Origin of the sequence: Constantimarinum furrinae, assembly GCF_014295415.1 — a bacterium.
In the GTDB taxonomy this organism is placed as follows: domain Bacteria; phylum Bacteroidota; class Bacteroidia; order Flavobacteriales; family Flavobacteriaceae; genus Constantimarinum; species Constantimarinum furrinae.
The window spans coordinates 952,157-977,990 of sequence record NZ_CP052909.1; the positions used below are offsets into that span (position 1 = coordinate 952,157).

At 40.4% G+C, this 25,834-nt stretch carries 26 protein-coding genes; 4 read left to right on the forward strand and 22 right to left on the reverse strand.

The annotated features are described in order from the left end of the window. Window positions 1-36 precede the first annotated feature (36 nt). Together ALE3EI_RS04385 and ALE3EI_RS04390 are read left to right on the forward strand one after the other, a co-directional pair. Entirely contained in the window at window positions 37-546 is a 510-nt protein-coding gene (locus ALE3EI_RS04385; protein ID WP_186991219.1) for an acyl-CoA thioesterase, read from the forward strand. 198 nt (window positions 547-744) lie between these two features. Beyond that, on the forward strand, window positions 745-3,474 hold the full coding sequence (locus tag ALE3EI_RS04390; protein WP_186991221.1) for a S8/S53 family peptidase: 2,730 nt from the start codon (window positions 745-747) through the stop codon (window positions 3,472-3,474). A gap of 50 nt (window positions 3,475-3,524) precedes the next feature. Here the strand turns inward: ALE3EI_RS04390 and ALE3EI_RS04395 are convergent, their stop codons facing one another. The 18 genes from ALE3EI_RS04395 to porW form a co-directional block, all read right to left on the reverse strand. Next, entirely contained in the window at window positions 3,525-4,760 is a 1,236-nt protein-coding gene (locus tag ALE3EI_RS04395) for a murein hydrolase activator EnvC family protein (protein WP_186991223.1), read from the reverse strand. 3 nt (window positions 4,761-4,763) lie between these two features. Then, window positions 4,764-5,540 carry a DUF4292 domain-containing protein gene (locus ALE3EI_RS04400; protein ID WP_186991225.1) on the reverse strand — a complete coding sequence of 259 codons (777 nt, stop codon included), beginning with the start codon at window positions 5,538-5,540 and terminating at the stop codon, window positions 4,764-4,766. A 4-nt stretch (window positions 5,541-5,544) separates the two neighbouring features. Then, window positions 5,545-6,912, reverse strand: coding sequence for a tetratricopeptide repeat protein (locus ALE3EI_RS04405; protein WP_186991227.1), 1,368 nt, complete (start codon window positions 6,910-6,912; stop codon window positions 5,545-5,547). 86 nt (window positions 6,913-6,998) lie between these two features. Further along, window positions 6,999-8,015 carry a nucleotidyltransferase family protein gene (locus tag ALE3EI_RS04410; protein ID WP_186991229.1) on the reverse strand — a complete coding sequence of 339 codons (1,017 nt, stop codon included), beginning with the start codon at window positions 8,013-8,015 and terminating at the stop codon, window positions 6,999-7,001. Continuing rightward, window positions 8,016-8,972, reverse strand: a complete 957-nt coding sequence (locus ALE3EI_RS04415; protein ID WP_186991231.1) for a tetratricopeptide repeat protein — start codon at window positions 8,970-8,972, stop codon at window positions 8,016-8,018. 5 nt (window positions 8,973-8,977) lie between these two features. Next, entirely contained in the window at window positions 8,978-9,412 is a 435-nt protein-coding gene (gene dut, locus ALE3EI_RS04420; protein WP_186991233.1) for a dUTP diphosphatase, read from the reverse strand. A 59-nt stretch (window positions 9,413-9,471) separates the two neighbouring features. Further along, window positions 9,472-10,932: a lipopolysaccharide biosynthesis protein gene (locus ALE3EI_RS04425; protein ID WP_186991235.1), complete on the reverse strand. Its 1,461-nt coding sequence runs from the start codon at window positions 10,930-10,932 to the stop codon at window positions 9,472-9,474. Window positions 10,933-10,987: 55 nt separating this feature from the next. Continuing rightward, window positions 10,988-11,500 carry a hypothetical protein gene (locus ALE3EI_RS04430; RefSeq protein WP_186991237.1) on the reverse strand — a complete coding sequence of 171 codons (513 nt, stop codon included), beginning with the start codon at window positions 11,498-11,500 and terminating at the stop codon, window positions 10,988-10,990. 97 nt (window positions 11,501-11,597) lie between these two features. Continuing rightward, the gene (gene atpG / locus ALE3EI_RS04435) at window positions 11,598-12,470 is read right to left on the reverse strand and encodes an ATP synthase F1 subunit gamma (RefSeq protein ID WP_186991239.1); all 873 of its coding nucleotides are present in this window, start codon (window positions 12,468-12,470) and stop codon (window positions 11,598-11,600) included. A 74-nt stretch (window positions 12,471-12,544) separates the two neighbouring features. After that, window positions 12,545-14,125, reverse strand: a complete 1,581-nt coding sequence (atpA, locus tag ALE3EI_RS04440) for a F0F1 ATP synthase subunit alpha (RefSeq protein ID WP_186991241.1) — start codon at window positions 14,123-14,125, stop codon at window positions 12,545-12,547. A 41-nt stretch (window positions 14,126-14,166) separates the two neighbouring features. Continuing rightward, entirely contained in the window at window positions 14,167-14,709 is a 543-nt protein-coding gene (gene atpH / locus ALE3EI_RS04445) for an ATP synthase F1 subunit delta (protein ID WP_186991243.1), read from the reverse strand. 7 nt (window positions 14,710-14,716) lie between these two features. Then, window positions 14,717-15,211, reverse strand: a complete 495-nt coding sequence (locus tag ALE3EI_RS04450; protein WP_186991244.1) for a F0F1 ATP synthase subunit B — start codon at window positions 15,209-15,211, stop codon at window positions 14,717-14,719. A gap of 75 nt (window positions 15,212-15,286) precedes the next feature. Next, window positions 15,287-15,529: an ATP synthase F0 subunit C gene (atpE, locus tag ALE3EI_RS04455; RefSeq protein ID WP_186991246.1), complete on the reverse strand. Its 243-nt coding sequence runs from the start codon at window positions 15,527-15,529 to the stop codon at window positions 15,287-15,289. A 22-nt stretch (window positions 15,530-15,551) separates the two neighbouring features. Next, on the reverse strand, window positions 15,552-16,643 hold the full coding sequence (gene atpB / locus ALE3EI_RS04460) for a F0F1 ATP synthase subunit A (protein WP_233279998.1): 1,092 nt from the start codon (window positions 16,641-16,643) through the stop codon (window positions 15,552-15,554). Between the two features lie 78 nt (window positions 16,644-16,721). Further along, entirely contained in the window at window positions 16,722-17,108 is a 387-nt protein-coding gene (locus ALE3EI_RS04465) for a hypothetical protein (RefSeq protein WP_186991256.1), read from the reverse strand. After that, window positions 17,101-17,349 carry an AtpZ/AtpI family protein gene (locus ALE3EI_RS04470; RefSeq protein ID WP_262891077.1) on the reverse strand — a complete coding sequence of 83 codons (249 nt, stop codon included), beginning with the start codon at window positions 17,347-17,349 and terminating at the stop codon, window positions 17,101-17,103. The genes ALE3EI_RS04465 and ALE3EI_RS04470 overlap by 8 nt, the downstream gene beginning before the upstream one ends. Beyond that, complete coding sequence (locus ALE3EI_RS04475) at window positions 17,303-17,749, reverse strand: bactofilin family protein (RefSeq protein WP_317172989.1); 447 nt, start codon at window positions 17,747-17,749, stop codon at window positions 17,303-17,305. Before ALE3EI_RS04475 ends, ALE3EI_RS04470 begins: the two co-directional genes overlap by 47 nt. A 35-nt stretch (window positions 17,750-17,784) precedes the next feature. Continuing rightward, the gene (gene porW, locus ALE3EI_RS04480; protein ID WP_186991262.1) at window positions 17,785-20,352 is read right to left on the reverse strand and encodes a type IX secretion system periplasmic lipoprotein PorW/SprE; all 2,568 of its coding nucleotides are present in this window, start codon (window positions 20,350-20,352) and stop codon (window positions 17,785-17,787) included. A gap of 216 nt (window positions 20,353-20,568) precedes the next feature. Here porW and ALE3EI_RS04485 point away from each other — a divergent pair, with 216 nt between their 5' ends. Further along, window positions 20,569-21,618 carry a ferredoxin--NADP reductase gene (locus ALE3EI_RS04485; RefSeq protein WP_186991265.1) on the forward strand — a complete coding sequence of 350 codons (1,050 nt, stop codon included), beginning with the start codon at window positions 20,569-20,571 and terminating at the stop codon, window positions 21,616-21,618. Here ALE3EI_RS04485 and ALE3EI_RS04490 read toward each other — a convergent pair. The 3 genes from ALE3EI_RS04490 to ALE3EI_RS04500 all read right to left on the reverse strand — a co-directional run bounded on the left by ALE3EI_RS04490 (window position 21,615) and on the right by ALE3EI_RS04500 (window position 24,287). After that, window positions 21,615-22,646 (reverse strand): glycosyltransferase family 9 protein, encoded by a 1,032-nt coding sequence (locus ALE3EI_RS04490; RefSeq protein WP_233280000.1) that lies wholly within the window; start codon window positions 22,644-22,646, stop codon window positions 21,615-21,617. The two genes, ALE3EI_RS04485 and ALE3EI_RS04490, sit on opposite strands and share 4 nt — an antisense overlap. Before the next feature lie 8 nt (window positions 22,647-22,654). Continuing rightward, complete coding sequence (locus tag ALE3EI_RS04495) at window positions 22,655-23,263, reverse strand: DUF4254 domain-containing protein (protein WP_186991267.1); 609 nt, start codon at window positions 23,261-23,263, stop codon at window positions 22,655-22,657. Window positions 23,264-23,357: 94 nt separating this feature from the next. Next, a complete protein-coding gene (locus ALE3EI_RS04500) occupies window positions 23,358-24,287 on the reverse strand; it encodes a DUF6427 family protein (protein ID WP_186991269.1) in 930 nt (309 codons plus the stop codon). A gap of 39 nt (window positions 24,288-24,326) precedes the next feature. Here ALE3EI_RS04500 and ALE3EI_RS04505 point away from each other — a divergent pair, with 39 nt between their 5' ends. Continuing rightward, a complete protein-coding gene (locus ALE3EI_RS04505; RefSeq protein WP_186991270.1) occupies window positions 24,327-24,563 on the forward strand; it encodes a DUF6341 family protein in 237 nt (78 codons plus the stop codon). Here the strand turns inward: ALE3EI_RS04505 and purD are convergent. Beyond that, window positions 24,555-25,829: a phosphoribosylamine--glycine ligase gene (gene purD / locus ALE3EI_RS04510; RefSeq protein WP_186991272.1), complete on the reverse strand. Its 1,275-nt coding sequence runs from the start codon at window positions 25,827-25,829 to the stop codon at window positions 24,555-24,557. The genes ALE3EI_RS04505 and purD overlap by 9 nt on opposite strands. Window positions 25,830-25,834: the final 5 nt, after the last annotated feature.

Sequence of the window (25,834 nt, forward strand, 5' to 3'; positions counted from 1 at the left end):
GAAAAAACAACCGTACCTTTGCATAAAATTTGCAAAATGGACAGTAAAACTCCTTCCGCATCAAGAACCGTTATTACCGATTTGGTACTTCCAAGTGAAACAAACCCTATAGGGAATATGTTTGGTGGAGAACTCCTGGCCAGAATGGACCGGGCAGCAAGTATAGCAGCCAGAAGGCATAGCAGGAGGATCGTGGTAACGGCTTCGGTTAATCATGTAGCATTCAATAAAATGATCCCTTTGGGGAGCGTAGTAACCGTTGAAGCTCATGTTTCCAGATCCTTTAAAAGTTCGATGGAAGTTTATATGGATGTCTGGATAGAGGACAGAGAGAGCGGTTTAAAAAGTAAAGCGAATGAAGCCATCTACACCTTTGTGGCCGTTGATGAAATGGGAACACCGGTTCCTGTTCCACCGCTTACTCCTGAAACCACATTAGAAAAAGAACGTTTTGTTGCCGCACTTCGAAGAAAGCAACTTAGTCTGGTTTTGGCAGGAAAAATGAAGCCTGAAGAAGCAACAGAGCTCAAAGCCCTTTTTGAATAGGCATTAAACCTAAACTCTTTTAAGCTATCACACAGCTATAACCTACTTAGTTTGTAGGATATTCAATGATAAAAATGAAGGCATTTTAACGTCTAACGTTATTGTTTTTTTAACATAATTGAATATATTTGAGGTTCTTACTAAATTCTTAACCGTTTTTAGAGGTTTTAAACTTAATTCTAATTTAAAAAGTTAACTATGAAAAATTTTACTTTTTCAACATTTTTAAAATGTAAAAGTGTAAGTTTTTTAGCAATGGTTCTTATTTGTTCTATTTCCTTTGCTCAAAACCCGTACACGATTCAGTTTCAGGATGAATCCATTGACATGCCTGAAAACATCGACACCTTTCAATGGGATCAAATGCCTGAAAATTCTGAACTTGCAAATGGCTATGTAGGTTGGGTACAGTTTTATCAAACTCCAACACAGGATATTCAGGATCTATTTGCAAGTAATAATCTTCAGTTACTTGACTATATTCCACATCAAACCTATTTGTTTTATTTCCCGGCCAACACATCGGTGCAGTTTTTAAGACAAAGCGGAGTTCGTTCTATCGTTCCTGTTGAAGGAAGATTCAAATTATCTCAGGATCTTAAAAACGGAAATATTGGTGAATGGGCTGCTGTAGGCAACCACATATTAGTTACTTTACAACACCATGACCTGGTGGATACACAATTTGTAATTGATGATCTCGCTACGAAACAAATCTCCGTTCACGAACAGTACAGAGATTCTAATAACATTGATCTCTTAATTCCTAACAACTGTTTAGATGCATTATCGGAACTGCCCTATGTGAAGTGGGTTGAAGTGATCGTGGCTCCTTCAGTACCGGATGATACACGCGGAAGAAGTATCCACAGAGCGAATAACATTGACACCGAGACTACCGGAGGTAGAAAATACGATGGTACCGGAGTAGCTGTAATGTGTCGTGACGATGGTGCCGTTGGAATCCACGTAGACTTTGAAGGAAGAGCTTATGGTCTTGTTGGAAACGGTGGTGGAACTCACGGGGATGGAGTTTCTGGAATTATGGCAGGAGCCGGCAACTTCTATCCTACACGAAAAGGGATGGCTTCCGGTTCGGACCTACATATTGTAAATTATGTAGCATCTTTCTTAGATTCTGCAACGCTTAATTTAATTAATGCTAACACAGTACAGGTAACCAATTCATCTTATAGTAATGGTTGTAATGCCGGATATACTACGATCGCTCGTACTGTTGATACTCAAATGACTACACTTCCTAACTTATTACATGTTTTCTCTGCAGGAAATTCAAATGGATTAAATTGTGGGTATGGAGCAGGAAATCAGTGGGGGAATGTAACCGGTGGTCATAAACAAGGTAAAAACGTAATTGCAACGGCCAATACTAACTATCTAGGTGTATTAGAAGGTTCAAGTAGCCGTGGTCCAGCACATGACGGTCGAATCAAGCCGGATATCGCTGCACACGGACAAGGTCAATTATCTACGAGTAATAATCACACCTACCAGACATTTGGTGGAACTTCTGCTGCTGCACCCGGAATTGCCGGTGTTTCTGCTCAGTTATACCAAGCCTATATGGATGAAAACGGTGGTACCATGCCATCAGGTTCTTTGATCAAAGCAATTCTTATGAATACCGCTAACGATTATGGAAATGTTGGTCCCGACTTTAAGTTTGGATGGGGTATGGTAAACGGTTTAAGAGCCGCTATGGCCATTGAAGATGGTCGTCATCTTACCGATGATATTACTCAAGGTAACACAAACACCCATTCAATTTCTGTACCTGCCGGAACTATTCAGGCTCGTTTTATGGTATACTGGGCCGATGCTCCTGCTACAGCGGGTGCAAGTCCGGCATTAGTAAATGACCTTGATTTGGTTGTTACCGATCCAGGAGCCGGAACTCATTTACCATGGGTTTTAGATACTACTCCAAACCCTGCGAATCTGGACACTCCTGCTACCAATGGTGTGGATCACCTGAATAACGTAGAGCAGGTACTATTAAATAATCCTGCTGCTGGTACCTACGACATCGATGTGACCGGTTTTAACGTTCCTATGGGACCACAGGAGTACTTTGTAGTATGGGAGTTTATCACCGAAAATCTAGTCCTTACATATCCAACAGAAGTTGAGACATTTATTCCAAATGAAACTCAAACAATTCACTGGGATGCAACAAATATCGTTAGTAACATCCTGGTTGAGTATTCTACAGATAATGGTGCTTCATGGTCTACTATTGCAACAGTTGCGCCAACCCAAAAGAATGTAAACTGGTCTGTAGAAGATGTTCAGACGGGCGAAGGACTGATTAGAATTACAAGTGGTGCTTTCCAGGATCAGAGTAATGAGAATTTCTCTATCTCAAGATTCCCTGCGGGTCTAACTGTAGATTCAGTATGTCCTACGGAAGCTACATTTAGCTGGAATGCCGTTGCCGGAGCCGAAACTTACGACTTCTATATTTTGGGAGCAGAGTATATGGAAATTGTAGGAAATACAGCCAATACCACGATTACGGTTCCAATCCCTGATCCAACTACGAATGATATCTGGTACGGTGTTGCCGCCAGAAATGATACTGAAGGATGGGTGAGCAGACGTACAAACTCAGGTAGACATACTTCAGGTTTAGACTGTGTAGTATTAGGTGTTGAAGATTCAGTTTTAGCGAGCAATGTTTCTCTATATCCTAATCCAGCAGCCGATCAGGTGTTTGTTTCATTAATTGATAGTTCATTTAACAACTTCGAGATCACGGTAATTAATAGTCTTGGACAAACCATGCAAACTCTTTCCGCCAATGGAAACGAAGCTGCAATTAACATTTCAAATTATACAACAGGATTGTATTTTGTAACTATTGAAGTGGACGGTCAAACTACGACGAAGAAATTAGTAGTTAAGTAAATTAGAATTAAATTATTGAATCAAAAAGGGAGCCTATCGGCTCCCTTTTTTTACATCTTATAAACCCAATCGGCAGGATTCATTTTATTGGTATTCTGAAATACATAAAATTTTAAAATTGCCTTTCCGGCCACAGGATTAAAGAAAACGGTGCCCAGAACTTGCTTGGTGCTTACTTTGTCGCCATTCTTAACTTTTAGATCCACCAGATTGCGATAAATAGTAATGTAGTTTCCGTGCCTGATCCAAACAGCCTTATTGGCTCCTTTAATTTCCTGTATCTTAAAGACTTCACCCTCAAAAACAGCTCTCGCCTGAGAATTCCTTTCTGTCGCTATTTCAACACCATTATTAGAGAGTGTAACATTAGGAAATTGTGGGTGTGGATGTTTTCCGTAGCGTCCTACTAGAACACCCCTTTCTACGGGCCAGGGTAACTTCCCCTTATTACTTGTAAAATTTGCCGCCAGTGTGGTGGCTTCCGCAGTCATTGCGAAACCCGAAGATGATTTGGTTACGGCAGGAGAATTCCCGGCCTTACTATTAGATTCGGCAATCGCAGCCCTAATGAGCGCCTCTATTTCTCGATCTACCTTCTCGGCCTCCCGTTGCTTTGAACGAACCTGGGTCACAAATTTACTTTCATCCTTCTTCAAGGATGCGATTAGAGATTCCTGATCTTTCTTCTCCTTTGTTAGATTGATCTTTGCCAGTTTATTTTCTTCAATGAGTAGCTGCTTTTTATTTTTTTGATCGATCAAACTAGTGTTTAATATCTGTAGCTGGATTGTCTTTTCTTTTATGCTCTCGCCTTGCTCTTTTCGGTGTTTGGCATATTGCTTCATATATTGCAATCGTTTATATGCCTGCAAAAAGTTTTCGGATGATAGCAAAAACATAATGCGACTTTGATCAGATTTACTTTTATACGACTTATTGATCATTGCTGCGTAATCTTCCTTCAATTCCTTTAATTCGTTACGCAATTGTTCCATTTTGTTGAGATTTTCGTTGATCTCACGAGTAAGCAAATTCGCTTGTTGATTGGTAACCCTTATTAAATTCTCCCTTGCTGAAATGCGCTGATTTAAGTCTTCCACCTCTGTTAGAACAGATTTTTTTTCACCGCGGGTTTTAAATAATAAGGAATTGATCTGCTTGATCTCCTGGAGTATGGCCTGACGTTTCTCTTCAAGCTCCTTTTGTTTTTCCGATTGAGCCAAGGCCCCGGTCGTGCTAAGGAGTAAGCAACCAATAAAAAGAATTAAACTCTTTCTGAATTTCATAGGCTATAACTGAATTTCTTCATATCCATTTGGTATCGTAAACGGAAAACTTATAGAAACATTGAGATCGATCTTCTTATAATTTACTTCAATCTTAGTTTTACTGTCATTTTCTGAAGCGTCAATCTGTATTTCTGAAGGATAATACCCCCCGTCGATATTCTGATATTCTCCATATCGTACCGAAAGAATTCTGCCGTCTGAAGGCTGAGAAAGGGTTTCAGAAGCAACTTTAAAATTACTTGGTAGTAATAGAAGGGAATGTATAAAGTTTTGGGGTTGGGTTTTCGGTTGAAGCTTGTACCTGTTCTGTTCTACACTACTTTTATAAACAACAGGACTGAGCTCGAAAATTGACTGCCCTAACAAGATGGCCTGCGCTTTATGGAAATCAATTTCAGTACCTAACCACGCACTTAAGAGCGCAAAATCGCCATCGAAATAAGTGTTTGAGATCGTTTCATAGTAACTCACTTTGGTAGGTGTAATAAGGACTTTAGCCAAAGTAATTCCCAGTAGTGATGCCTTCACCCAAATGGTCTTATCCTTTTCCATACGAAGGCTCACCGTTATACTCTGAAGCTTTTCCTCATCCTCGTAAACCACCTGAACACGCGCTGCCATGGTATTGAAATCGGGTTCCGCATTTTCGTGAGAAGCAATAATAGTTTTAACCGCTAATTCGCTCTTTGCTGAAGAAGACCCGTTAATTCCTTTACCACCTCCACAAGCAGATAGCATTGCCACTGCAACCAAGACAAACAATCTCTTTAATTTCATAAAATCAATTTGTGAGTTTTATATCCGATGCCCTTTTTGCAAATGCATCGGCCTTTTTTGAGTCGCCTTTCATCGTATATGCAATAGACAGTTGTTCGTAGAAATCCTTTTCCATTTTCGGGTCATCCAGTAAATAATCTACTCCGGATTCCAGACTTTCTATCGCTGTATCCGTATTTTTAAGGTTGACATTCGCCACCCCATTAATAAGATACAACAAAGCCTGAGCCGGAAAAATCTCGAGCCCGGACTCACTAAGTTTGGCGGCTTCCATAAATTTTCCCGCTTCAATTTGAAGTAACAACGTACTCTTAAGCAAATTGAAATTATCCAAATCCTTTGCAACGCCTTGTTCAAAAAAGCTAAGTGCGTTGCCTTTATCTCCCTTTTGAAGGTAATAGGTTCCCAGTTGCTCGTAAACCTTTCCTCCTCGCTTTTCTGAAAATGATGCCACCACACCTTCCAACTCACTCTCATATGTCGGATTTGCATTCACAAACTGAATAAAATCTGCAAGAACTTTATATTTATTCTCTTCTTCTACTGCCGAAGAGGAAAAAACGATCTTCATAGACTTTAGTGCCTCGTCTGTATTTCCATCTTCAAGGTAAAATTTATACAAAGCGAGGTGAACCAATGTAGAAGTAGGCTGATTTTTAAGAAGTTCTTTGGCAGCAGTAAAGGCTCTTTCCTGATCTCCCTGCTCACTGTATAAAAAGATTAACTTGAGCTGGTCCTTTTCATTTTTTGGGTTAAGGTCAATTTTATCCTGAAGGTTTTCAATAGCTCCTTCTGTATTTCCTGTTTTACGGTAGATCTGAGACCTCAATGCATCCCGGTAATCACTTTCACCCCAAAGCTCGTCGAGTTCATCAAGAACTGCCAGCGCCTTATCATATTGTTTTGTTCGGGAATATAGATTGGCGAGATCTTCTTTATAATCGGGATCATATTCTATTAAGGTTTGCACCAAAGGTATTGCACTCTCGTAATCATGCTCTACGTAATAAAGATCATAAAGCGCTTCCAGTACATCGATTCTGTTGCCTTGAGAAGCGATCACCTTCTTAAAATTCGATTCTGCTTCATCGTAGCGTTTTAATTGGGTAAGATTTTTTCCCATTTCGAAGTATACAACAGCTTCATTTTCTAGATTTTTATCTGCCGCACGTTCTGCTCTGCCAAGTGCCTCCAAAGCGAGTTCATAATTTTCAATGCCTTTTTGCTTTAAGGCTTCAAAAAAATTCTCCTGAAAAGCATCAGACACATTCCCGAGATCATCCATAGGTTCCTCTCCTTCCTGAGCCCAAACCGGATGGGTCAGAAAAAAAATTCCGAAGAATAAAAGCAGGTATATTTGTTTCTTTTTCACGTGAAAATAGGGTAGGACGCGGTCGACCCCGATTTTATAAAGTTTTCCGGTTCAGTTCCCCCGGCCGCGCTTGGAGAACGAATGGCTTATTTCAATTCGCAATAATCCCCAATACTTACATTTGTAAAATTACCGTCAAATGTTGCGTAGTTGCCTATCATTGCATTGTCTAAAGTAGCATTTTTAACTACTGAGTGTGACTGTATTATACTATTTTTAACGCTGCTATCCTCAATTATTGTGCCCGATCCAATGGATGCATAGGGTCCAACGGTGGCATTTACAAGTTTTACCCCGGCTGCTATAAAGGATGGGGCTATAACAGTTGAGTGTTCTTTGGTAATATCTTCAGAAACCAACTGTTCGCCGCTGTCGGCCAAAAATCCCAACATTCGCCTATTAGTTTCCACCGTAACTTCCTTATTCCCACAATCCATCCACTCATCAACCGTACCGGTTTTAAAAACCCTTCCCGATGCCATCATACGTTTTATTCCGTCATTGATCTGGTATTCCCCACCATTTATAATGTTGTGGTCTAGAACATACTGAAGTTCCCTTTTCAGTACTTCAACCTGCTTAAAATAATAAATTCCAATTACCGCCTGATCACTAACAAAGGTTTCAGGCTTTTCGACTAATTCAACGATCTCATTTCGTTCGTTTAGTTTTACCACCCCATAGGCTTGTGGATTCTCCACCTTTTTAGTCCAGATCACACTGTCGGCTTCCTTATCAAGATTGAAATCGGCTCTAATTAAAGTATCGGCATAGGCGATCACCGCCGGTCCTGACAGGCTGTCTTCGGCACACATAATGGCGTGACCGGTACCTTTAGGGTCTAATTGACGATAGATACTTGGCGTGGCCCCCAGATTGGTTGCAAGTTCTTTTAAACTCGCCACCACATCGTCTCCAAAAAAAGCAGGGTCACCTAGAATAAATGCGATCTCTTCGATATCCTCTTCTAGAATTCCGGCGATATCTTCCACCAATCTGTGAACAATTGGTTTACCGGCAACCGGAATTAACGGCTTGGGGATCGTTAACGTGTGTGGGCGTAATCGTGAACCACGACCGGCCATTGGGACAATTATTTTCATTTACTCTCCTATTTTTATATCGTATTTTTCGGCTATTCGTTTAAAATCATCAAGCTTTCCAGTTTTTTCAAAATCCACATAATACAATCGGATGTTTGTTTCTGCATCTCTTGCGTATGGTGAGTTTTCCTTGTTGTACAACACGAAAGATTTCATCATATTGTCCAAGGCATCATTAAGCTTTTCCTGTGCATAGTATATTCTTGCGACGCCATAGTAGCCCTCGGGGTCTTCAGGATAGATCTCAATAAATTTATCATATCCTTCTATGGCCTTATCCAGTTCTCCCATAAAGGCGTAGGCTAGCGGCTTGTTCATTAATGGCATTCTGCCGTAAGGATCTATTTGGAGGGATTTATCGTAATATTTTATTGCTTGCTTATAATCATCCATTCTACGGTAACTAATCCCGATCATATCCCAAGCAAATGCAAATTCCTTGTCCTTTCTAACTGCCTTTTTAAACCTATCAATGGCTTCATTATAGTTTTCCGCTTTATAATAAGTTAGCCCCTCATTATAAAAGGCAACAGCCTCTTCCTTATCTGAAACCGATACGATACTTTTGGAGTTTTCGGTGGTCAACAGTTTGTTCAACCGCGGGCAATTTTGTAGTAGATAAGCTTCAATTTCCTCCTTGTTCTCCCCGGCATCTATAGTGATGTTTATGTTTTTGGACGTAGTATCTTTAAGAACAAACTCGGTATTCTCTTCAACATTGGTACTATCTTCCAGTGTTTCAACCAGTGCGAAAAGTTTTGTCTTTAATTGGTCGCCCATGATGGCCGATTCGATACAACCGTTGATCTCCTCGTACATTTCATCCTTTAAAAGACCCTGGTCAACCTCATCGAGGCAGGTGCAGGCCTCCTGTGAAATAGTAACCACCGAATCTTCCTGTGCCACGATTGAAGTGGCAAAAAATGTTATAAATGCAATGTAAAGTATCTTCTTCATCGATGTTACTTTAGCCCCGTGCTGCCAAATCCTCCAGCGCCACGCGTTGTTTCTTCCAATATATCTACTTCTTCCCATTGGGCCCGTTCGTGCTTAGCAATGACTAATTGCGCGATCCGTTCTCCATTTTCGATGGTAAAATCGTCATTAGAAAGGTTGACGAGTATCACCCCGATCTCACCTCTATAATCGGCATCAATGGTTCCGGGGGCATTGAGAACCGTGATTCCTTTCTTGGCTGCGAGTCCGCTGCGTGGACGAACCTGTGCTTCATATCCTACCGGTAGTTCAATAAAAAGTCCGGTTTTAACTATGGCACGTTGTAACGGTTTTAACGTGGAAGGTTCCGGCACATTTGCTCTGAGATCCATTCCCGCAGATGCCAAGGTTTCGTAAGAAGGTAGCGGGTGATCGGAATTATTAATGATTTTTATTTTCACAATGTTATTGTTAGAAACCGTGCTTCAGAGGTCGTTAAGACACTTTAAATAACACCGTTTTATTTTCTTATTATTCTATTGAGTTCTTTTCTTTCAGAAACAAAAATCAGAAACAAAAATACCAATAATAATGCGGTTCCAATAGCTAAATTTCCGTCAAATACGTAAAAAGCAATTCCCGAAAAAAGCACCGAGATCATAAGATATCCGCCAATCTTTTTCAGGTCATACGGAATAGCATAATGTCTCTGTCCATAGAAATACGATAACAGCATCATGGTCCCATAAGCCGCCAGTGTGGCGATAGCAGACCCAATATAGCTTATAAGTGGTATTAATGCAAAGTTAAGGGTAAGTGTGATGACAGCACCTACTACCGAAATATAAGCCCCGTATTTGGTGCGATCGGTTACCTTATACCATACCGACAGATTGTGATATACACCCAGACAGAGATTTGCAAGAAGAATCACCGGCACGATTACCAGGGCCTCCCAGAACTCACTTTCCGGAATAAGGATGCGCTTAAACACATCAAGATACACCACAACGAACAAGAGGATCAAGCTTCCAAATACAGTAAAATATTTAGTGATGGTGGCATAGGTTTGTTTTGCATTCTCATGTTTGGAATGATTGAAAAAGAAGGGTTCAATTCCCAAACGGAACGCTGTAGCAAACAAGGTCATAAAAACACCCAGTTTATAACAGGCAGCATATACCCCCACCTCGCCTTCAGCGATCTCGGGATCCAGGAGGTATTTGAGTAAAATCTTATCGAAGGCTTCATTTACGGAGAATGCTATTCCGGCAACTAAAACAGGAAGTGCGTATGCCAACATCTGTTTCCAAATGGCTTTGGAAAATTTAAATCCAATCTTTACATATAATGGTAATAAAACGACTAACGTTATAGCACTTGCTATAAGATTAGAAATAAAAACGTAGGCCACATTAAATTCTTCCGAATACATACGGTCCCAGAATGATCCGGGGCTATGTTCTGCCCAATGGGGTAATACCAAGAAGAAAAAGAGATTCAGACCAAGATTAATAAGTACGTTGAAGATCTTGATCACGGCATATCGCATGGGTTTCTCATTGGCCCGGAACCACACAAAGGGCAACACTGCCAGGGCGTCCAATGCCAGAATAAGAAGGGCATAGGTAATATATTCTGGCTTAAATTCTAAAAAGGCCGCGATGCTGTCATTCATTAACAGGGTGAGAAGCAGAAAAATTACAGTAGAAATAGTGAGGGAGGATAATGCGGTTGATTGTACCAGATCCTTTTTAGATTTGTCTTTGTTGATAAACCGGAAGAAAGCTGTCTCCATTCCGTAAGACAGTAATACATTACCCAAAATAAGAAACGCCATGAGTGAGGCATAGATCCCATATTGTTCCTTTCCAAGCACCACCACATAAAGTGGAACTAAAAAAATGGCCAAAGCACGAGGTAAAACCGTTGCCAGACCATAGATAAATGTTTGTCGGAAAAGCTTTTTAAAAACGCTCAATGAAATCTTTTTTACACTTCTACAAGGTTACGAAAACCTATCAGGTTTAACAACATTAGTTATCAGACTTCATATTAGAAGCAGGGTACGCCAGCATGGATTTGATTTCAATCTTTTTGATCTTATAATAGCGCATTTCGCCATAATGAAAATAGCTTATAACGGCCTCCTCATCTTCCAGATCGAATGGAAACGGCACGGGAGGGGTGTTCTGTGCTTCCTTCAACGGATCTGAATCCATGATCACATCCGGTTTCCTTATATGTTTAAAATACCCCACATATTGGTTCCGGATTTCTGGAGACAATTGAGCTTTTACGATGTGGTTTCTGAAATAAATGCTGTCTATGACCACCGCATCGGTAAAGGATTGAAACGATATATGGAGATTGGTGCCAGATCCTCCCGATGGAATTCCTGCTACCCATGGCTGCGCATACACTTCTCCTAAACTGAAGGGAGGGGTTTTAGTGAGCTTGTAATCTGTTTTCGAACCTCCACAGCCAAAACCGACACATAGCATCACGATTCCAAATAACATAGCGACGAGATGTAATTGATATTTCATAGAAATAAAATTACAATATAAAATTTGGTTCGGGAAACGAAAAAAGCCTTTCCCGTAGTATTAGGAAAGGCTTTTTATTATAAGTAGGTTAGATAAACTATCCCGCAAGTGCTTCGGCTCCACCAACGATCTCAAGAATCTCATTGGTAATCGCAGCTTGTCTTGCTTTGTTGTATTGTAATTTAAGTTGATCGCGAAGCTCGGTTGCGTTATCGGTTGCCTTGTGCATGGCCGTCATACGAGCACCGTGTTCACTGGCAACAGAATCCCGTATCGCCTTAAACAACTGTGTTTTTAAGCTCTTCGGAATTAATTCCTTTACGATCTTTACTTTTGAAGGTTCAAAAATATAGTCGGCTGCCCCTTTTGGTTCAGAATCTGCTTTCACCTTAGGAGGAAGAATTGGTAGAAACTGTTCGTTCATAACGATTTGCGTGGCCGCATTCTTAAATTTGTTATAAACCAACACGATCTTATCGTATTTTCCTTCAGAGAACATGTCCATCAATTGCTGAGCGATCTCTGCGGAATTCTCAAAAGTAAGATCGTCGAAAATAGCATTGTTGTTCGCCGTAATTTTAGACGACTTCTTTAAAATGTCGTTCCCCTTTTTACCCACTGTAAAGAAATCCACTTCCTTTCCGGCATAAGTCTCCTTAGCAAGTTTTACAGCATCCTTAATAATATTACTGTTAAACGCACCTGCCAGACCTCTGTTGGAAGTGATGGCAACAACCAAAACTTTATTTACTTCACGCTGATCTGCAAACTTACTCCCGCTGTCATCATCCAAGGTAGCACTCAGATTCTGCAATAGTTCAGTAAGTTTATCGGCATAAGGGCGCATTGCAGTAATAGCATCCTGTGCCTTTTTCAACTTGGCAGCCGATACCATTTTCATGGCACTGGTGATCTGCATGGTTGAACCCACAGAAGCAATCCTATTACGTATTTCCTTTAAATTTGCCATTCTTTTATTGAATTGAGAGCAAAGTACAGGGCACTGAGGATAAATACCCCTCAGTCCCTCGTACTAATATCTAACTACTTTTTATATTTTGCTGAAAGATCTGCAGCTACCGAAGTTAACGTATCAATCACTTCATCGGTTAGCTTACCAGCCTTTAAAGTATCCAGAGTTTCTCTATGCTTTGCATTCAGAAATTCTAAATAGTCTCTTTCAAATTCCTTCACTTTCTCCACAGGCACATTTCTTAGTAAATTCTTTGAACCTGCATAGATAATCGCTATCTGATCCTCTACTGTGAAGGGGTCGTTTTGAGCCTGTTTCAGGATCTCAACATTTCGTTTTCCTTTTTCAATTACATTTAATGTCGCGGCGTCAAGGTCACTACCAAACTTAGCGAAGGCTTCCAATTCACGGAATTGTGCCTGATCCAGTTTAAGTGTTCCGGCAACTTTCTTCATCGATTTGATCTGGGCATTTCCACCCACTCGTGATACTGAAATTCCCACGTTGATCGCAGGACGAACACCCGCGTTAAAAAGATCAGATTCCAGGAAGATCTGTCCGTCGGTAATCGAAATTACGTTTGTTGGAATATAGGCCGAAACGTCTCCTGCCTGAGTCTCGATAATTGGCAAAGCTGTAAGAGATCCTCCCCCTTTTACGATTCCTTTTAAGGACTCTGGAAGGTCGTTCATGGTCTTAGCAATATCATCATCGGCGATCACCTTTGCAGAACGCTCTAACAATCTGGAGTGAAGGTAGAATACATCCCCGGGATATGCTTCACGTCCAGGTGGACGACGAAGTAACAGGGATACCTCACGATATGCAACTGCCTGCTTCGAAAGATCATCGTAAATGATAAGTGCGGGACGACCTGTATCTCTGAAGTACTCTCCGATCGCTGCTCCGGCAAATGGTGCATATACCTGCATAGGAGCAGGGTCTGATGCATTTGCAGCAACAATAGTTGTATAGGCAAGAGCACCTTTATCTTCAAGTACCTTAGCGATGTTTGCCACGGTAGATGCTTTTTGTCCGATAGCTACATAAATACAGTACACCGGCTCACCAGCATCATAAAATTCTTTTTGATTCAAAATGGTATCGATACAAACGGTGGTTTTACCTGTTTGACGGTCACCAATTACCAATTCACGCTGACCTCTACCTACAGGGATCATGGCGTCAATCGATTTAATACCTGTCTGTAAGGGTTCCGTTACCGGTTGACGGTAAATTACTCCCGGAGCCTTACGCTCCAATGGCATTTCGAAAGTTTCGCCTGTGATAGGACCTTTTCCGTCTATAGGTTGACCAAGCGTATTTACCACACGGCCTGTAATCCCTTCACCAACTTTAAGAGAGGCGATACGTTGAGTTCTTTTTACAGTTGCCCCTTCTTTTATCTCTTTTGAAGGACCTAACAATACAACCCCAACGTTGTCTTCTTCCAGGTTAAGTACGATACCTTCCAATCCGTCTTCGAATTCTACTAATTCACCATACTGAGCGTTTGCAAGTCCGTAAACACGGGCAATACCATCTCCTACGGTTAATACAGTTCCTACTTCATCTAATGAAGCTGTTGCTTCAAAACCTGAAAGTTGTTGCTTTAAGATTGCTGATACTTCAGCGGGTTTAACTTCTGCCATTTTCTTACATTATAGGTATAGTCTGTTGCCTTGGCAAAGGACTATAATGATTTACTAAATTCTCTTTTTATATTTCCTAATTGGTTTGCGATACTCGCATTGTACTGAAGATCTCCTACTCTAAGAATAAAGCCTCCTATTATAGATTCATCAATACTATTTTCTATGGTTACCGAAGTACTTCCGGTAAGCTCCTTAACTTTTTTCAATACCTGAGCTTCCAACGCTTCCGAAAGAGGCACGGCGGTAGTTACTTTTGCAACTTTTACACCCTGTTCTTCATTATAAAGGCTAATATAGCTTCCCGCAACATCGCCCAATAAATTTATTCGCTGGTTTTCAATTAAAGTCTTAATGAGTGCCTTTGTATTGTCTGACTGACTGCTGAAGATCTTTAATAGCGCTTCTCTTTTGTCTTCGGCTTTAACCACAGGACTTTTTAATACCACTCTTAATTCTTTACTATTCTCGAGTGTTGCTTGTACGGATTGCATATCTCCAAACACAACGTTGGCTAAATTAGCATCGTTGGCTTGTTGTAATACTGCTTTAGCGTATCGGATGGCTGCTTTACTTCCGTTCATGAGTGTCTTAATTTAATTTGGCGTCGTCCAACATATTCTCAACCAACTGCAATTGCTTGTCTTTGTTTGAAAGTTCAGCTTTAACGACCTTCTCTGCGATTTCCAGAGACAATTCGGCAACTTGATTTTTTAGTTCGGCCATTGCAGATTTCTTTTCACTTTCGATGGCAGCCTGTGCCTGAGCGATCATTTTATCTGTAGTTTCCTTAGCCTCATCTTTTGCATCAGTGATCATCTTGGTCTTAAGTTCTCTTGCTTCTTTCATCATTGCCTCACGCTCTTGACGAGCTTCCTGCAGGATACGCTCATTGTCGGCTTTGAGATTCTGCATTTCCAATTTGGCAGCTTCAGCAGCAGCAAGAGCATCCTTTATAGATTGCTCTCTGGTGTTCACAGCCCCTAAAATTGGCTTCCAGGCAAACTTTCTTAAGATGAAAAGCAGGATCAAAAAGGAAATTCCTGTCCAAAAAATAAGTCCTAATTCCGGAGTTATTAAATCCATATTATTATGATTATCTAATTAATTTAAAATATTTAAACAAAGGTGTAACCAACCGTTACACCTTTGTTCTTTGTTTTAACCGGCAACAAGGAAGGATACAACCACCCCGAAAAGTGCTACCGCCTCAATAAAGGCGATAAGTACAATTGCAGAACCTTGTAATTTACCTTGCATTTCTGGTTGACGAGCCATGGCTTCCATAGCTGCCCCACCAATTTTACCTACACCGATACCACCACCAATGGCTGCTAAACCAGCTCCAATAGCTGCGATAGGTCCAAAGTTTGTAGCAACTTCCTGTAATAATGCTAAACTCATAGTTTAAATATTTAAAAATTAATTAATGTTCCTCTTCTAAAGCTTGTCCAAAATACAATGCCGATAGCATGGTAAAGATATAAGCTTGTATTGCTACAACCAGCACTTCAATAACACTAATAAACACTACGAACAACACAGATCCTGCTCCTACAATGTAGTTTTTAAATATAAATGTTAGTGATATTAAACTCAGTACAATAATATGTCCTGCGGTTATATTTGCAAACAATCGAATTGTTAATGCGATAGGCTTTATAAACATACCCATGAATTCGATCGGTGCCAAAAACAGCTTCATTGGAACCGGTAATCCCGGCATCCAAAGCATGTGTTTCCAATAGTATTTTTTACTGCTAAATAATGTTATAATAAACGTGAATAAAGCCAATGTTACGGTAAACGCGATATTTCCGCTTAAGTTACTGCTAAATGGAAATACAGGGATCAAACCTATAACGTTGTTGATCCAAATAAAGAAAAACAATGTCAATAAAAATGGCATGTATTTCATGTATTTCTTTTCTCCAATGTTTGGAATGGCTACTTCGTCTCTAATGAACAGAATGATCGGCTCCATAAATTTGCCAATACCAGAAGGCAAATTATTATTCGACTTCTTATACGATCTTGCACTTAAAAGAAATATGGTCAAGATGATAAAAAGTGACAAAAACATGGAAAACACGTTCTTGGTAATGGAAAAATTTAAAGGTCGCTCAGCGTTGGTTGCATGATGCTCCGCATCAAACTTAACTTCTGTTTCACCTTCGTTTAACTGGTATATCTTTTCATGAAGATTCACAAATTTTAAGCCCTTTCGCTCTACAATCACTTCCCCGTCTACATCGTGATGAAATTCTCCAGACATAAATGTTACCAGCCCCTTATCAGTAAATAATATAACAGGTAGCGAGACAGACAAGTCTCCGGCTATATGAAAGCTGTGACTGTCTTTAATATGATGAAAAATAAGCTCTTTGGTGTCGAAGGGTTTATCTTCTTCAGATCCTTCAGGAGATGCGTTCGATGCGCCAAACGCGGTGGAAGCTACTAGAATAAAAAACACCCCTAAAATGAGGTTCTTAATGGCGGTAAAATAAGTCGTTTTCAATAGAGTAAATTTGCGTTCCTGAAATTTGGTGCAAATGTACTAATAGTAAATGAATTGACAAACCAAATAAAGCTTTGTTTATTGCTTTTTTAAAAAATTATGTAACTGTGTAATTTCGAAGGCTAAAAAGAGAAAATAAGGAATGAAAAATTGAATGCCCTCCACTTTTGGATGTGCGATATCACCAATAAACACAGGCAATAAAAAAATTATAACGAGAAACATCTTCCCCAGGGTCAATCCCAAAAAAATATTCATCACGTTCTTGTTTCCCTGTGAAATTTTATAATAAATTATTCCGAAAACAATTAAAACCAATACAGCATTAAACACATAAATGCTCCAGATGGGCAAATAGAGTTCGTATGCTGCGAAGAAATTCAGAAAGATATAATAGTGTATCGCACATAGAAGCGCCGTAAAAACAGAAAGTTTCAGGCTAAATTTTAGCAGATCTTTAGTCATTGTCTTTTTTTGAAGAATCACTCACTTGTTTAATGACAAAGTACATCGCAATGGCCACCGATCCCAAACTACAAAGTATCGTCCAAACTGAATATTTGTTAGGGAAGGCCTCGTCCAGTTTTACACCTCCAAAACTTCCTAAACCAATAATTGCTAGCATTTGAAAGGCGACACCCGAATAACGGGCGTAGCTATTAATTTTGCTCTGCCTTCGTTTTTTGGATTCGTTGGGTTCTGTCAAAAGGGTGGTTTTGAGATTTTTTGTCTTCTGATGACGTTGATGTAGCCGTTTCAGGCGTAGCTTTTGGCTTAGATGAGCCTTTCATCTCACAAGAAGCATTAAAAGTTGCCCCCGGCTCTACAGCCAGTTTCCCAACGACAACATCGCCATTGATCACCGCAGTAGATTTTAAAGTTAGGGTTCCGGAAACATCCAGATTACCATCGAAGGTTCCTTCAATATCGGCATTTTCACAGGTAAGGGTTCCGTTGATCTTCCCCGATTTTCCCACTACTACTTTTGAAGGAGTAGTTACATTCCCTTCAATAATTCCGTCAATTCTGAAAAACCCTTCCGAATGTATATCACCCTTAAGCTTTGTTCCTTCATTAATTCTGTTTTGGCTTGCTGTTGGTTCCATAATGCTCCTTTCTTTTTTATCTGAAAACATATCGATTATTTTTGGGGATTATCTTCCTTTTGTTCTACAGGGGCTGCCGTTAGATACTCATCGAGATTCTTATGTATCTGAATTATCTTATAATTTTGAGTAGCGATCTCAAAGAACGGATCTTTGATCTTGTACTTTTTGTTCTCCTTTAAAATTTCTCCGAATCCTCTTCCTCCTAAACGTGTGTTGAGTCCGTGAATGATCACGAAGATCGTTTGCGGATCATAATAATCTATAGAGGTAGACATATTGTAATAGTTGTATTCGGTGATAGCTTTGTCCAGTTTTTCCTGAAGCGCAATTGCAGCTTCCCTGTTATCACTGTCGAAACGATACATTACTTTCCAGTTGTCACTTTCCTCATCGGCAATAAAATTCTTATTGGCGATCTTAGGCAGAACCTGCGAATAGATCTGCTGTGCTTGTTTACCTTCATCGGAGTTCGGATAGGTGAGGGAAACAAAATTCAAGGCCTTTTTATAGGCTTCAAAACCCTGTTGTCTGGCAATAGCCGTTGCTTTAAGTAATTCCAATTTGGGTACGATGTCATCTCCGTTATACAGTATGATGTATTCGTCGCTGGTATCGATTACGTATTGATACTTCGCCGCTTCAAATTCTTTATACAGCGCTTTGTATTTAAACTCGGGGCTGGATTCGTCTGTGGCCAGTACCGTATTCGGGTTCAGTAAAATTTCTGCATAACGCGAATCGGGATGATTATTAATGATATCATTCTTGTATTTATCAGACATCGCCATATCCCCCAATTGAGCATAGATCTTATGCAGGTTATATTTCGACGGAAGGATCAATCGTTCCTCGGGATTAAAACTAAGCAGTTTCTCTAATCTGTTTGCCGCCAGACCGTATTCTTTAAATTTTTCCTTGTAAATTAGTCCTAACTGGTAGTAGGCAAAATTTCGCTCCTTGGTAATACTATCGATGGCTTCCTGTGTTTTTGGAAGCATATTGAGATAGGTCTCCGGCTTAAACATTTCATTTTGAGAAATAGGAACTACTTCTTCCGCCACCACAACTTCGTTGGTAATTCCTGTAGATCGTTTGCTGGATCGTCTCCAGTCATCTTCAAGATTTCGATCTCCCCATCGCTTTTTAAATTCTTGTTTTCCGAAGGCAACTGTAGCTGAATTATAGAAATAGAATTTACCTCCCTGAGTTTCCTTTCCTGCAGTCTTGTTTTCCTTTTTGTAAAATTCATTGTTGGCAATCTGCTTTTCTGCCTTTACGCTGGAAATAGAGTCTTCGATCGCCAGCGCCTTTAACCTAGCTGTGTAATCTTCAAAATAAGCCCTTTGTTGTGCTTCGCTCATATTCGCCAGCCGCAGCACACTGTCGTTTAATGTCGCAATGTCCTCGTATTTTATAACATCATCCAGATTTTCGCGTTTCTTTTTGAAACGTCTCCAGGTTCTGGAGTTTTCTTCCAAGAAATTTAAGGTGCTGTCATAATAGGCACCTGCTCTTTTATATTCCGCAGCATCAAAATTGATCTCTGCCAGCGTCGAGTAGTTCATGGATTGTAATGTCCTGTCATTCTTAAAATCCTTGATCGATTTGTTGTAATAGATCACTGCCGTGTCTATATTTTTTGTGCTTCGGTAGTATTCTCCTATCTGGTTGTAGATCTTGTCCAAGAAAGGTCGGTTTTCACGATTCGCTTCCAGCTCCTGAAGTAATTCCAAAAAGGCCGAGCGATCTTCCTTGTCGTAATCGAAATTACGCGCTTTAGCGATATAAGCATTGATCATATACACTCTGGGCGATTTTCGATTAAGTTCGATCACTTCGTCGAAAGCCATATTGGCACTGTCTCTTTCGCCCAGACGATTGTACAGCTGTCCCTTTATGTAGGCATAGCGTCCTTTTAGCTCATTGTCTTGAATGTATTCTGAAGCGAGTTTTATGTAAGGTACAGCTTCGGAAATGGAGTCGAGGTTAATATAGGCCTGTGCCATAATCGCTGAAGCTTCAGCCAGCTCTTCGTCATCCAGATCGGCTTCCTTCATCATTTCCTGAAGGTTTTCCAGAGCGATATCTTCATTATTAAGCCTAATATTGGTCTTCGCTTTCCATACATTGGCCCGATTGATATTGTTGCTGGTGGGGTATTTATTCAGAATAAAATTAAAAGCATCCAGGGCAGGTATGAACCGCTGATCGAAATATCTGGCTTTACCCAGCATCATATAGGCTTCATCGATCTGTGGGTTGTATTCTTTACCGTCAATGTAAATGGAATGCTTTTGTATAGCCTTTGCCGCCTTTTCTTCGGCACGGTTAAAGTTGGGATCCTTGGATTGCCCTGGAAGCGTCATCGATTCTTCCTGCTCGAATCGTTCCACAGGCAGAATTTCCCAATAATTATCCCGGTAGGTAAGTGTGAGTTCTTCTTTTCCTGCTTCAAAAGCCAAACCACCATTATACAGCGCATTATATTCGGCTGTAACCGCATGATAGTTTCTGCTCATAAAGGTATTTTTCTTTCGTGAACATGCTGCCAGAAAAAGGACAGCCAATAAAAAAAGGGTAATTTTATATGTGGCCTTCAAAATTTGTTGCGTTTATATGATATTCTAACTTAAATCCTTCGCTTTTAGTATGTAGAAAATCGAAGGAGCGGTAAAAATACGTTTCTTTTTAATATCTAAAGCTGAATTTATCTAAAAATTGCCCTGTTTACAGGCAAACAGTCGTTTTAAAAAGAGGCTTTTTAAGAGGCCAAGGCGGGAAGTATTTGTTATTTTTGCTGAAAAATTTAAAACCCTATGAGTGATTTTCATTCACTAACCATTTCTGAAGTTAAAAAAGAGACTCCAAATGCTGTTTCTATCACATTCAGCATACCACATCACCTAAAGGAAACATTTCGTTTTAAAGCAGGGCAGTATATCACTATAAAGCACATAGACGCCGGCAAAGAGTTGCGAAGGGCGTATTCGATATGCAGCAGTCCAGAGAGTGGTGTGTTAAAGATAGGGGTTAAAGCGGTTGAGAAGGGTGCTTTTTCAAGCTTTGCCAATACAGCCTTAAAAGTGGGTGATAGTCTTGAAGTGATGCCGCCACAGGGAAAGTTTACTTTAGACGCTGCCCGTGAAAATTCTAAAAACTATCTTGCATTTGCCGCCGGAAGCGGGATCACCCCTGTGCTTTCTCTTATCACTACCGTACTCGAAAAAAAGGAAGATACGAGCTTTGTGTTGGTCTTTGGAAACCGCACCATGGAAGAAACCATGTTTCACAGTGATCTACTCCAATTGATGCAACGGTATCCCACCCGATTATATGTTGAGTTTATCTATAGTCGAACACAGGAGGAAGATGCTATGTTTGGTAGGATAGAGCGATCTACCGTAAACTACATCATAAAGAATAAATTTGTCGATCGTCAATTTGATGCCTACTATCTGTGTGGACCCGAACCCATGATCGATGAGGTAACCTCGGTATTGAAGGAAAACGGGGTAAATGAAAAAGCAATCTTTTTCGAACTTTTTACCACTTCTGAAGAAGGTCTTCTTGTTGAAAAACACGACGGAAATACTGCTGTGACCATTACACTGGACGACGAAGTATATACTTTTACCATGCCTCAGGAAAAGTCTGTACTGGATGCTGCATTAGAAGAAGGACTGGATGCACCGTACTCATGTCAAGGCGGAATTTGCAGTACTTGTATTGCACGGCTCACGGAAGGTAAGGTAGAAATGCGCAAAAACCAGATCCTTACCGATGGGGAGTTGGCAGAAGGGTTAATACTAACCTGTCAATCGCATCCCACCACTCCCACAATTGTGCTCGACTATGATGATGCCTAAAGTATAGCGGCTATCTTCTGCAGTACCTTTTCGACCGAAATGCTTTTCATAGCGTTTTCATAGCCTTCGGGAAATGTATTCCCATACACTGAAGTTGGAATTCGTGGGTATTGCGATCTGTCTGATAACAACTGATTTTCTTTTGACTGCCCAAACGGCGTAAACCCGGCGTAGGGATGTGTAACCCCCCATAAGGTTAGTACAGGTATTCCCAGCATAGCAGCTAAATGACCGTTGCCACTATCCATGGAGATCATGAGATCCAGATTCGAGATAAGTGCAAGCTCATCTTCAAAATTGAGTTGTCCTGCAATATTGGTTACCGATTCAAATTGTTTCTCTAATTCGTTTAACTGATCGATCTCCCTTTTCCCTCCACCGAATAAAAAGATGCGATATTCGCCAGAGCTGTCAAGCGACGCTATCACTTTTTGCATATGTTCCATCGGATACATCTTACTGGGGAAAGCCGCGAAAGGAGCGATCCCAATAGCTTTTTTAGTATGCTTTCCAATTAAAGTAACCAAGCGAGTGGTGAGTTGCTTTCTTCCGGGTTTCTGAAATTTTTTTAGATCGACCGGGTATCCCAGACGTGCAAATACATCGGCATACCGTTGGTGTGTAGATTTTAATTGCTTAAAATTTTTTTTTGAACCGCCTATTAATGCTTTTTTTTCCTTTCGCCCTTTATCTATAGTAGCCACCTTTAATCCCTTTAATTTGAGGTAACCCGATAAAATCTTAGACCTTATCACATTGTGAAGGTCGGCTACCGCATCAACTCTTAAAGTCTGAGCTTCATCTGCGAGTTTTAGAAGCTTAAATCCCTTGTGTTTTTTGTACACATCAGCTTCCAAAAACGCAACATTAGACAACTCCTGAAAGAGTGGCTTAAAAAATTTACGGGAGACCACCGTAATTTTTAAATTGGGGTAGGTTTGTGTAAGTACACTTAATACCGGAACCGTCATTGCAACATCTCCAAGTGCAGAAAGACGAATTACAAGTATGTGCTCTGGTCTAGGCAAAGTCAATGCTATTTCTCCCCCCGCAGAACCGGGTTTAACTCGTCATCATTATACATTTTCATCTGCTTATAGACCTTCATATACTTACGGCCTTCTTTAATATCTTCCAGCAACTGATCTATGGCAGTACTTAGATCTTCTCGTTGTTCCAATAGGATGCCCAGTTTCTTACCACATGCCTCACGATGAGCCTCGGAAGCATCGGCCCGTGTCGCTTCTTCGTTCATATGGTAGATCTTAAGCGCCAAGATGGAGAGTCGGTCCACACCCCACGCAGGGCTTTCAGTATTGATGGTGGCGTTGTCATCGGGAACAACGTCTTTGTATTTTTCTAGGAAATAGCTATCTATATATTCTACCATATCGGTTCGATCCTGATTGGAAGCATCGATCTTTCGCTTTAGGGTAAGCGCTGCCACCGGATCTATGTTGGGATCTCGAATGATGTCCTCGTAGTGCCACTGTACGGTATCTATCCAACATTTTCGGTATAAGAGATGCTTCAACAGTTCATCATCTTTATCGTAGGGGTTGTTGAAAGGTTGGTCTACTGTGTTGATCCTATGGTATTTCACAATTACTTTTAGAAAAATCTCGTTGGCAAGTTTACTGAACATGATACGTTTTTGTTTTAGATCTCTTTTGAAACCGCATATTTAATACTATAACAAAGATATTATAATTTTAAGAGTTTATTGGTCATTGAGAGTATTAGCGCACAAATAAAAACAGTACCAGAGGAAGAACGACAATGCCCCACAACAGGAGTTCTTTAAACAGAAACTCGTCCAATCGTTCCAGGTAACTTGCTGTGACTATGGCCAACGGGCCAAGCATAAAAATAACCTCCGCACCACTCTTTTCAGGAGTGGACATTCCAAGGAACAGGCAGATTAACAAGACCACCAACATTAAAAAGTAATTTGGTCGGTCCTTACGTGAAACCGTTTTTAATTTCAATAAGCGGTGCGTAGAGGTCCAGATCAAAAATGTGCCAAAGATCGCTGTAGGAATTAGCAGTGAAATTTCATTATAGACTGAAAAGTCCATGCCAATGGGCTTTTGCCATTGAAGTAACCAAATGAGTGAATCTTCAGTAAGCAGATAATAGGTGTTCGCTAACATAAACACTCCGAAAAAACCCAACACAGGAATCACAAAATAGCGATAACTGGCTTGAGATCGCTGAAGAATAGCATAATAGAGCACAATAAAGAACAGTAGCGCATAGAAATAAAAAAGGGCGGCCAGACTAATCCAAAGAGCGGCATCCAGGATCTTTTTTTCGACATTTTTATCGGTATGCAGACTTAGGATCCTTCTAAGCGCAAGCAATAAAAACATATTCGTGGCGAGCAATTCTCGGTTGAGAAAGGCAGCCGGAAAGAAAATTAAAAAGCCCGAAAAGATTACGATTCCGTAGGTATTTTGACGATTAAGATCATTCTTCCGAATAACAAAATCCAGAAGTAACATCATAAAAACCGCCAGCCCAAGATAAAAAATATGCTCTAAGACCAAAACGGTGGTGATCATTTCAGTTTCTGAAGTAATTACCGCAAGAAAATACCCTAAACAAAGCAATATCCCACTAATTAGATAATTTATAGGATTAGATTTACTGAAAAAGCTTGTAAGCATGAAGGGTAATTTATATTTTTGTGCTATAAATATACAGATATGTCTTGGAAAGATTTTTTTGAAGGAATACAATATATCACCGAAGAATTTCTTTTTTGGCCTTTTGACGCTTTAAGAACCCTTCAGCTGGATAGCTGGTGGTTGGCAAACATTATGACCTGGATCTTTATCGCAATTGGGTTTGTTGCCTTCTTTTACTGGATGAAGCAGCTAAAAATATTCAACGACAATGGTGAAGAAGATCGTACTTCAACTTCACATTCCTTTTTACAATAGATCGAACCCTATATCGGTTCTAAAATACATCCTGTTAAAAGATAGTTTATCTATATTTTGATAGGATTTTTTTAGTGCCTTTTTGTAATCGTCATCCAATGAGGTGATGGCCATAACGCGTCCTCCATTAGTGACAATAGTTTCTCCATTTGAGGCTGTTCCGGCATGAAAGACTATGGAATCGGTTACTTCATCTATTCCATTAATAGTTTCTCCTTTTTGATATGCTTCGGGATAACCTCCGGAGACCAACATCACGGTTGTAGCTGCCCGTGAATCAATTTCAAGAGCTACCTCATTCAATCTTTGCTCAAATGTCGCTTCAAAAAGATCGACCAGATCGGTCTTTAATCTGGGAAGCACAACTTCGGTTTCCGGGTCACCCATTCGCACGTTGTATTCAATTACATAGGGTTCGTTATTCACCTTAATAAGCCCTATAAAAACAAATCCCTTATAATCGATCCTTTCTTGTTTAAGTCCGTTGATGGTTGGTTTTACGATACGCTCTTCTATCTTTTGCATGAATTCGCTATCGGCAAAAGGCACGGGTGAAATGGCGCCCATACCTCCGGTGTTGAGTCCGGTATCCCCTTCGCCTATTCGCTTGTAGTCCTTGGCTGTGGGAAGTAATTTGTAATTTTTCCCGTCGGTTAACACAAAAACACTAAGTTCAATACCGTCCAAAAATTCTTCGATCACCACCGTTGCACTAGCAGCACCGAATTTGCTGTGGGTAAGCATGTTCTCCAGTTCGGCTTTTGCTTCATTAAGATCTTCAAGAATTAAGACTCCCTTTCCTGCGGCAAGTCCATCGGCCTTCAGAACGTATGGGGCAGATAATGACTCCAGAAATTTTTTCCCTGCCTCTAGGCTTTCGGCAGTAAAACTGGCATAGGCCGCTGTGGGTATTTTATGCTGCATCATAAACTCCTTAGCACGTTCCTTACTCCCTTCCAGCAAGGCTCCTCTTTTTGACGGACCAATGAGCATTACGTTTTCTAAGTCAGGTGTTTCCTTAAAATAATCGGCGATGCCCTGTACTAAAGGATCTTCTGGGCCAACTACTACCATTTCAATGTCTTTTTCGATCACAAAATCTTTGATCGCATTAAAATCGGTTACCGAAATTGCGACGTTCGTTGCTATGGTTTCGGTGCCGGCATTTCCGGGAGCAACAAAAAGTTGATCACATCGGTTGCTTTGTGCGATCTTATAGGCAAATGTGTGTTCACGGCCGCCGGAGCCCAATACAAGAATGTTCATTTGAA

Coding starts and splice junctions, on each gene's coding strand:
- ALE3EI_RS04385 (WP_186991219.1), top strand. CDS start 37: ATGGACAGTAAAACTCCTTCCGCATCAAGAACCGTTATTACCGATTTG.
- ALE3EI_RS04390 (WP_186991221.1), top strand. CDS start 745: ATGAAAAATTTTACTTTTTCAACATTTTTAAAATGTAAAAGTGTAAGT.
- ALE3EI_RS04395 (WP_186991223.1), bottom strand. CDS start 4,760: ATGAAATTCAGAAAGAGTTTAATTCTTTTTATTGGTTGCTTACTCCTT.
- ALE3EI_RS04400 (WP_186991225.1), bottom strand. CDS start 5,540: ATGAAATTAAAGAGATTGTTTGTCTTGGTTGCAGTGGCAATGCTATCT.
- ALE3EI_RS04410 (WP_186991229.1), bottom strand. CDS start 8,015: ATGAAAATAATTGTCCCAATGGCCGGTCGTGGTTCACGATTACGCCCA.
- ALE3EI_RS04415 (WP_186991231.1), bottom strand. CDS start 8,972: ATGAAGAAGATACTTTACATTGCATTTATAACATTTTTTGCCACTTCA.
- ALE3EI_RS04430 (WP_186991237.1), bottom strand. CDS start 11,500: ATGAAATATCAATTACATCTCGTCGCTATGTTATTTGGAATCGTGATG.
- atpG (WP_186991239.1), bottom strand. CDS start 12,470: ATGGCAAATTTAAAGGAAATACGTAATAGGATTGCTTCTGTGGGTTCA.
- atpA (WP_186991241.1), bottom strand. CDS start 14,125: ATGGCAGAAGTTAAACCCGCTGAAGTATCAGCAATCTTAAAGCAACAA.
- atpH (WP_186991243.1), bottom strand. CDS start 14,709: ATGAACGGAAGTAAAGCAGCCATCCGATACGCTAAAGCAGTATTACAA.
- ALE3EI_RS04450 (WP_186991244.1), bottom strand. CDS start 15,211: ATGGATTTAATAACTCCGGAATTAGGACTTATTTTTTGGACAGGAATT.
- atpE (WP_186991246.1), bottom strand. CDS start 15,529: ATGAGTTTAGCATTATTACAGGAAGTTGCTACAAACTTTGGACCTATC.
- ALE3EI_RS04465 (WP_186991256.1), bottom strand. CDS start 17,108: ATGACTAAAGATCTGCTAAAATTTAGCCTGAAACTTTCTGTTTTTACG.
- ALE3EI_RS04475 (WP_317172989.1), bottom strand. CDS start 17,749: ATGGAACCAACAGCAAGCCAAAACAGAATTAATGAAGGAACAAAGCTT.
- ALE3EI_RS04485 (WP_186991265.1), top strand. CDS start 20,569: ATGAGTGATTTTCATTCACTAACCATTTCTGAAGTTAAAAAAGAGACT.
- ALE3EI_RS04495 (WP_186991267.1), bottom strand. CDS start 23,263: ATGTTCAGTAAACTTGCCAACGAGATTTTTCTAAAAGTAATTGTGAAA.
- ALE3EI_RS04500 (WP_186991269.1), bottom strand. CDS start 24,287: ATGCTTACAAGCTTTTTCAGTAAATCTAATCCTATAAATTATCTAATT.
- ALE3EI_RS04505 (WP_186991270.1), top strand. CDS start 24,327: ATGTCTTGGAAAGATTTTTTTGAAGGAATACAATATATCACCGAAGAA.
- purD (WP_186991272.1), bottom strand. CDS start 25,829: ATGAACATTCTTGTATTGGGCTCCGGCGGCCGTGAACACACATTTGCC.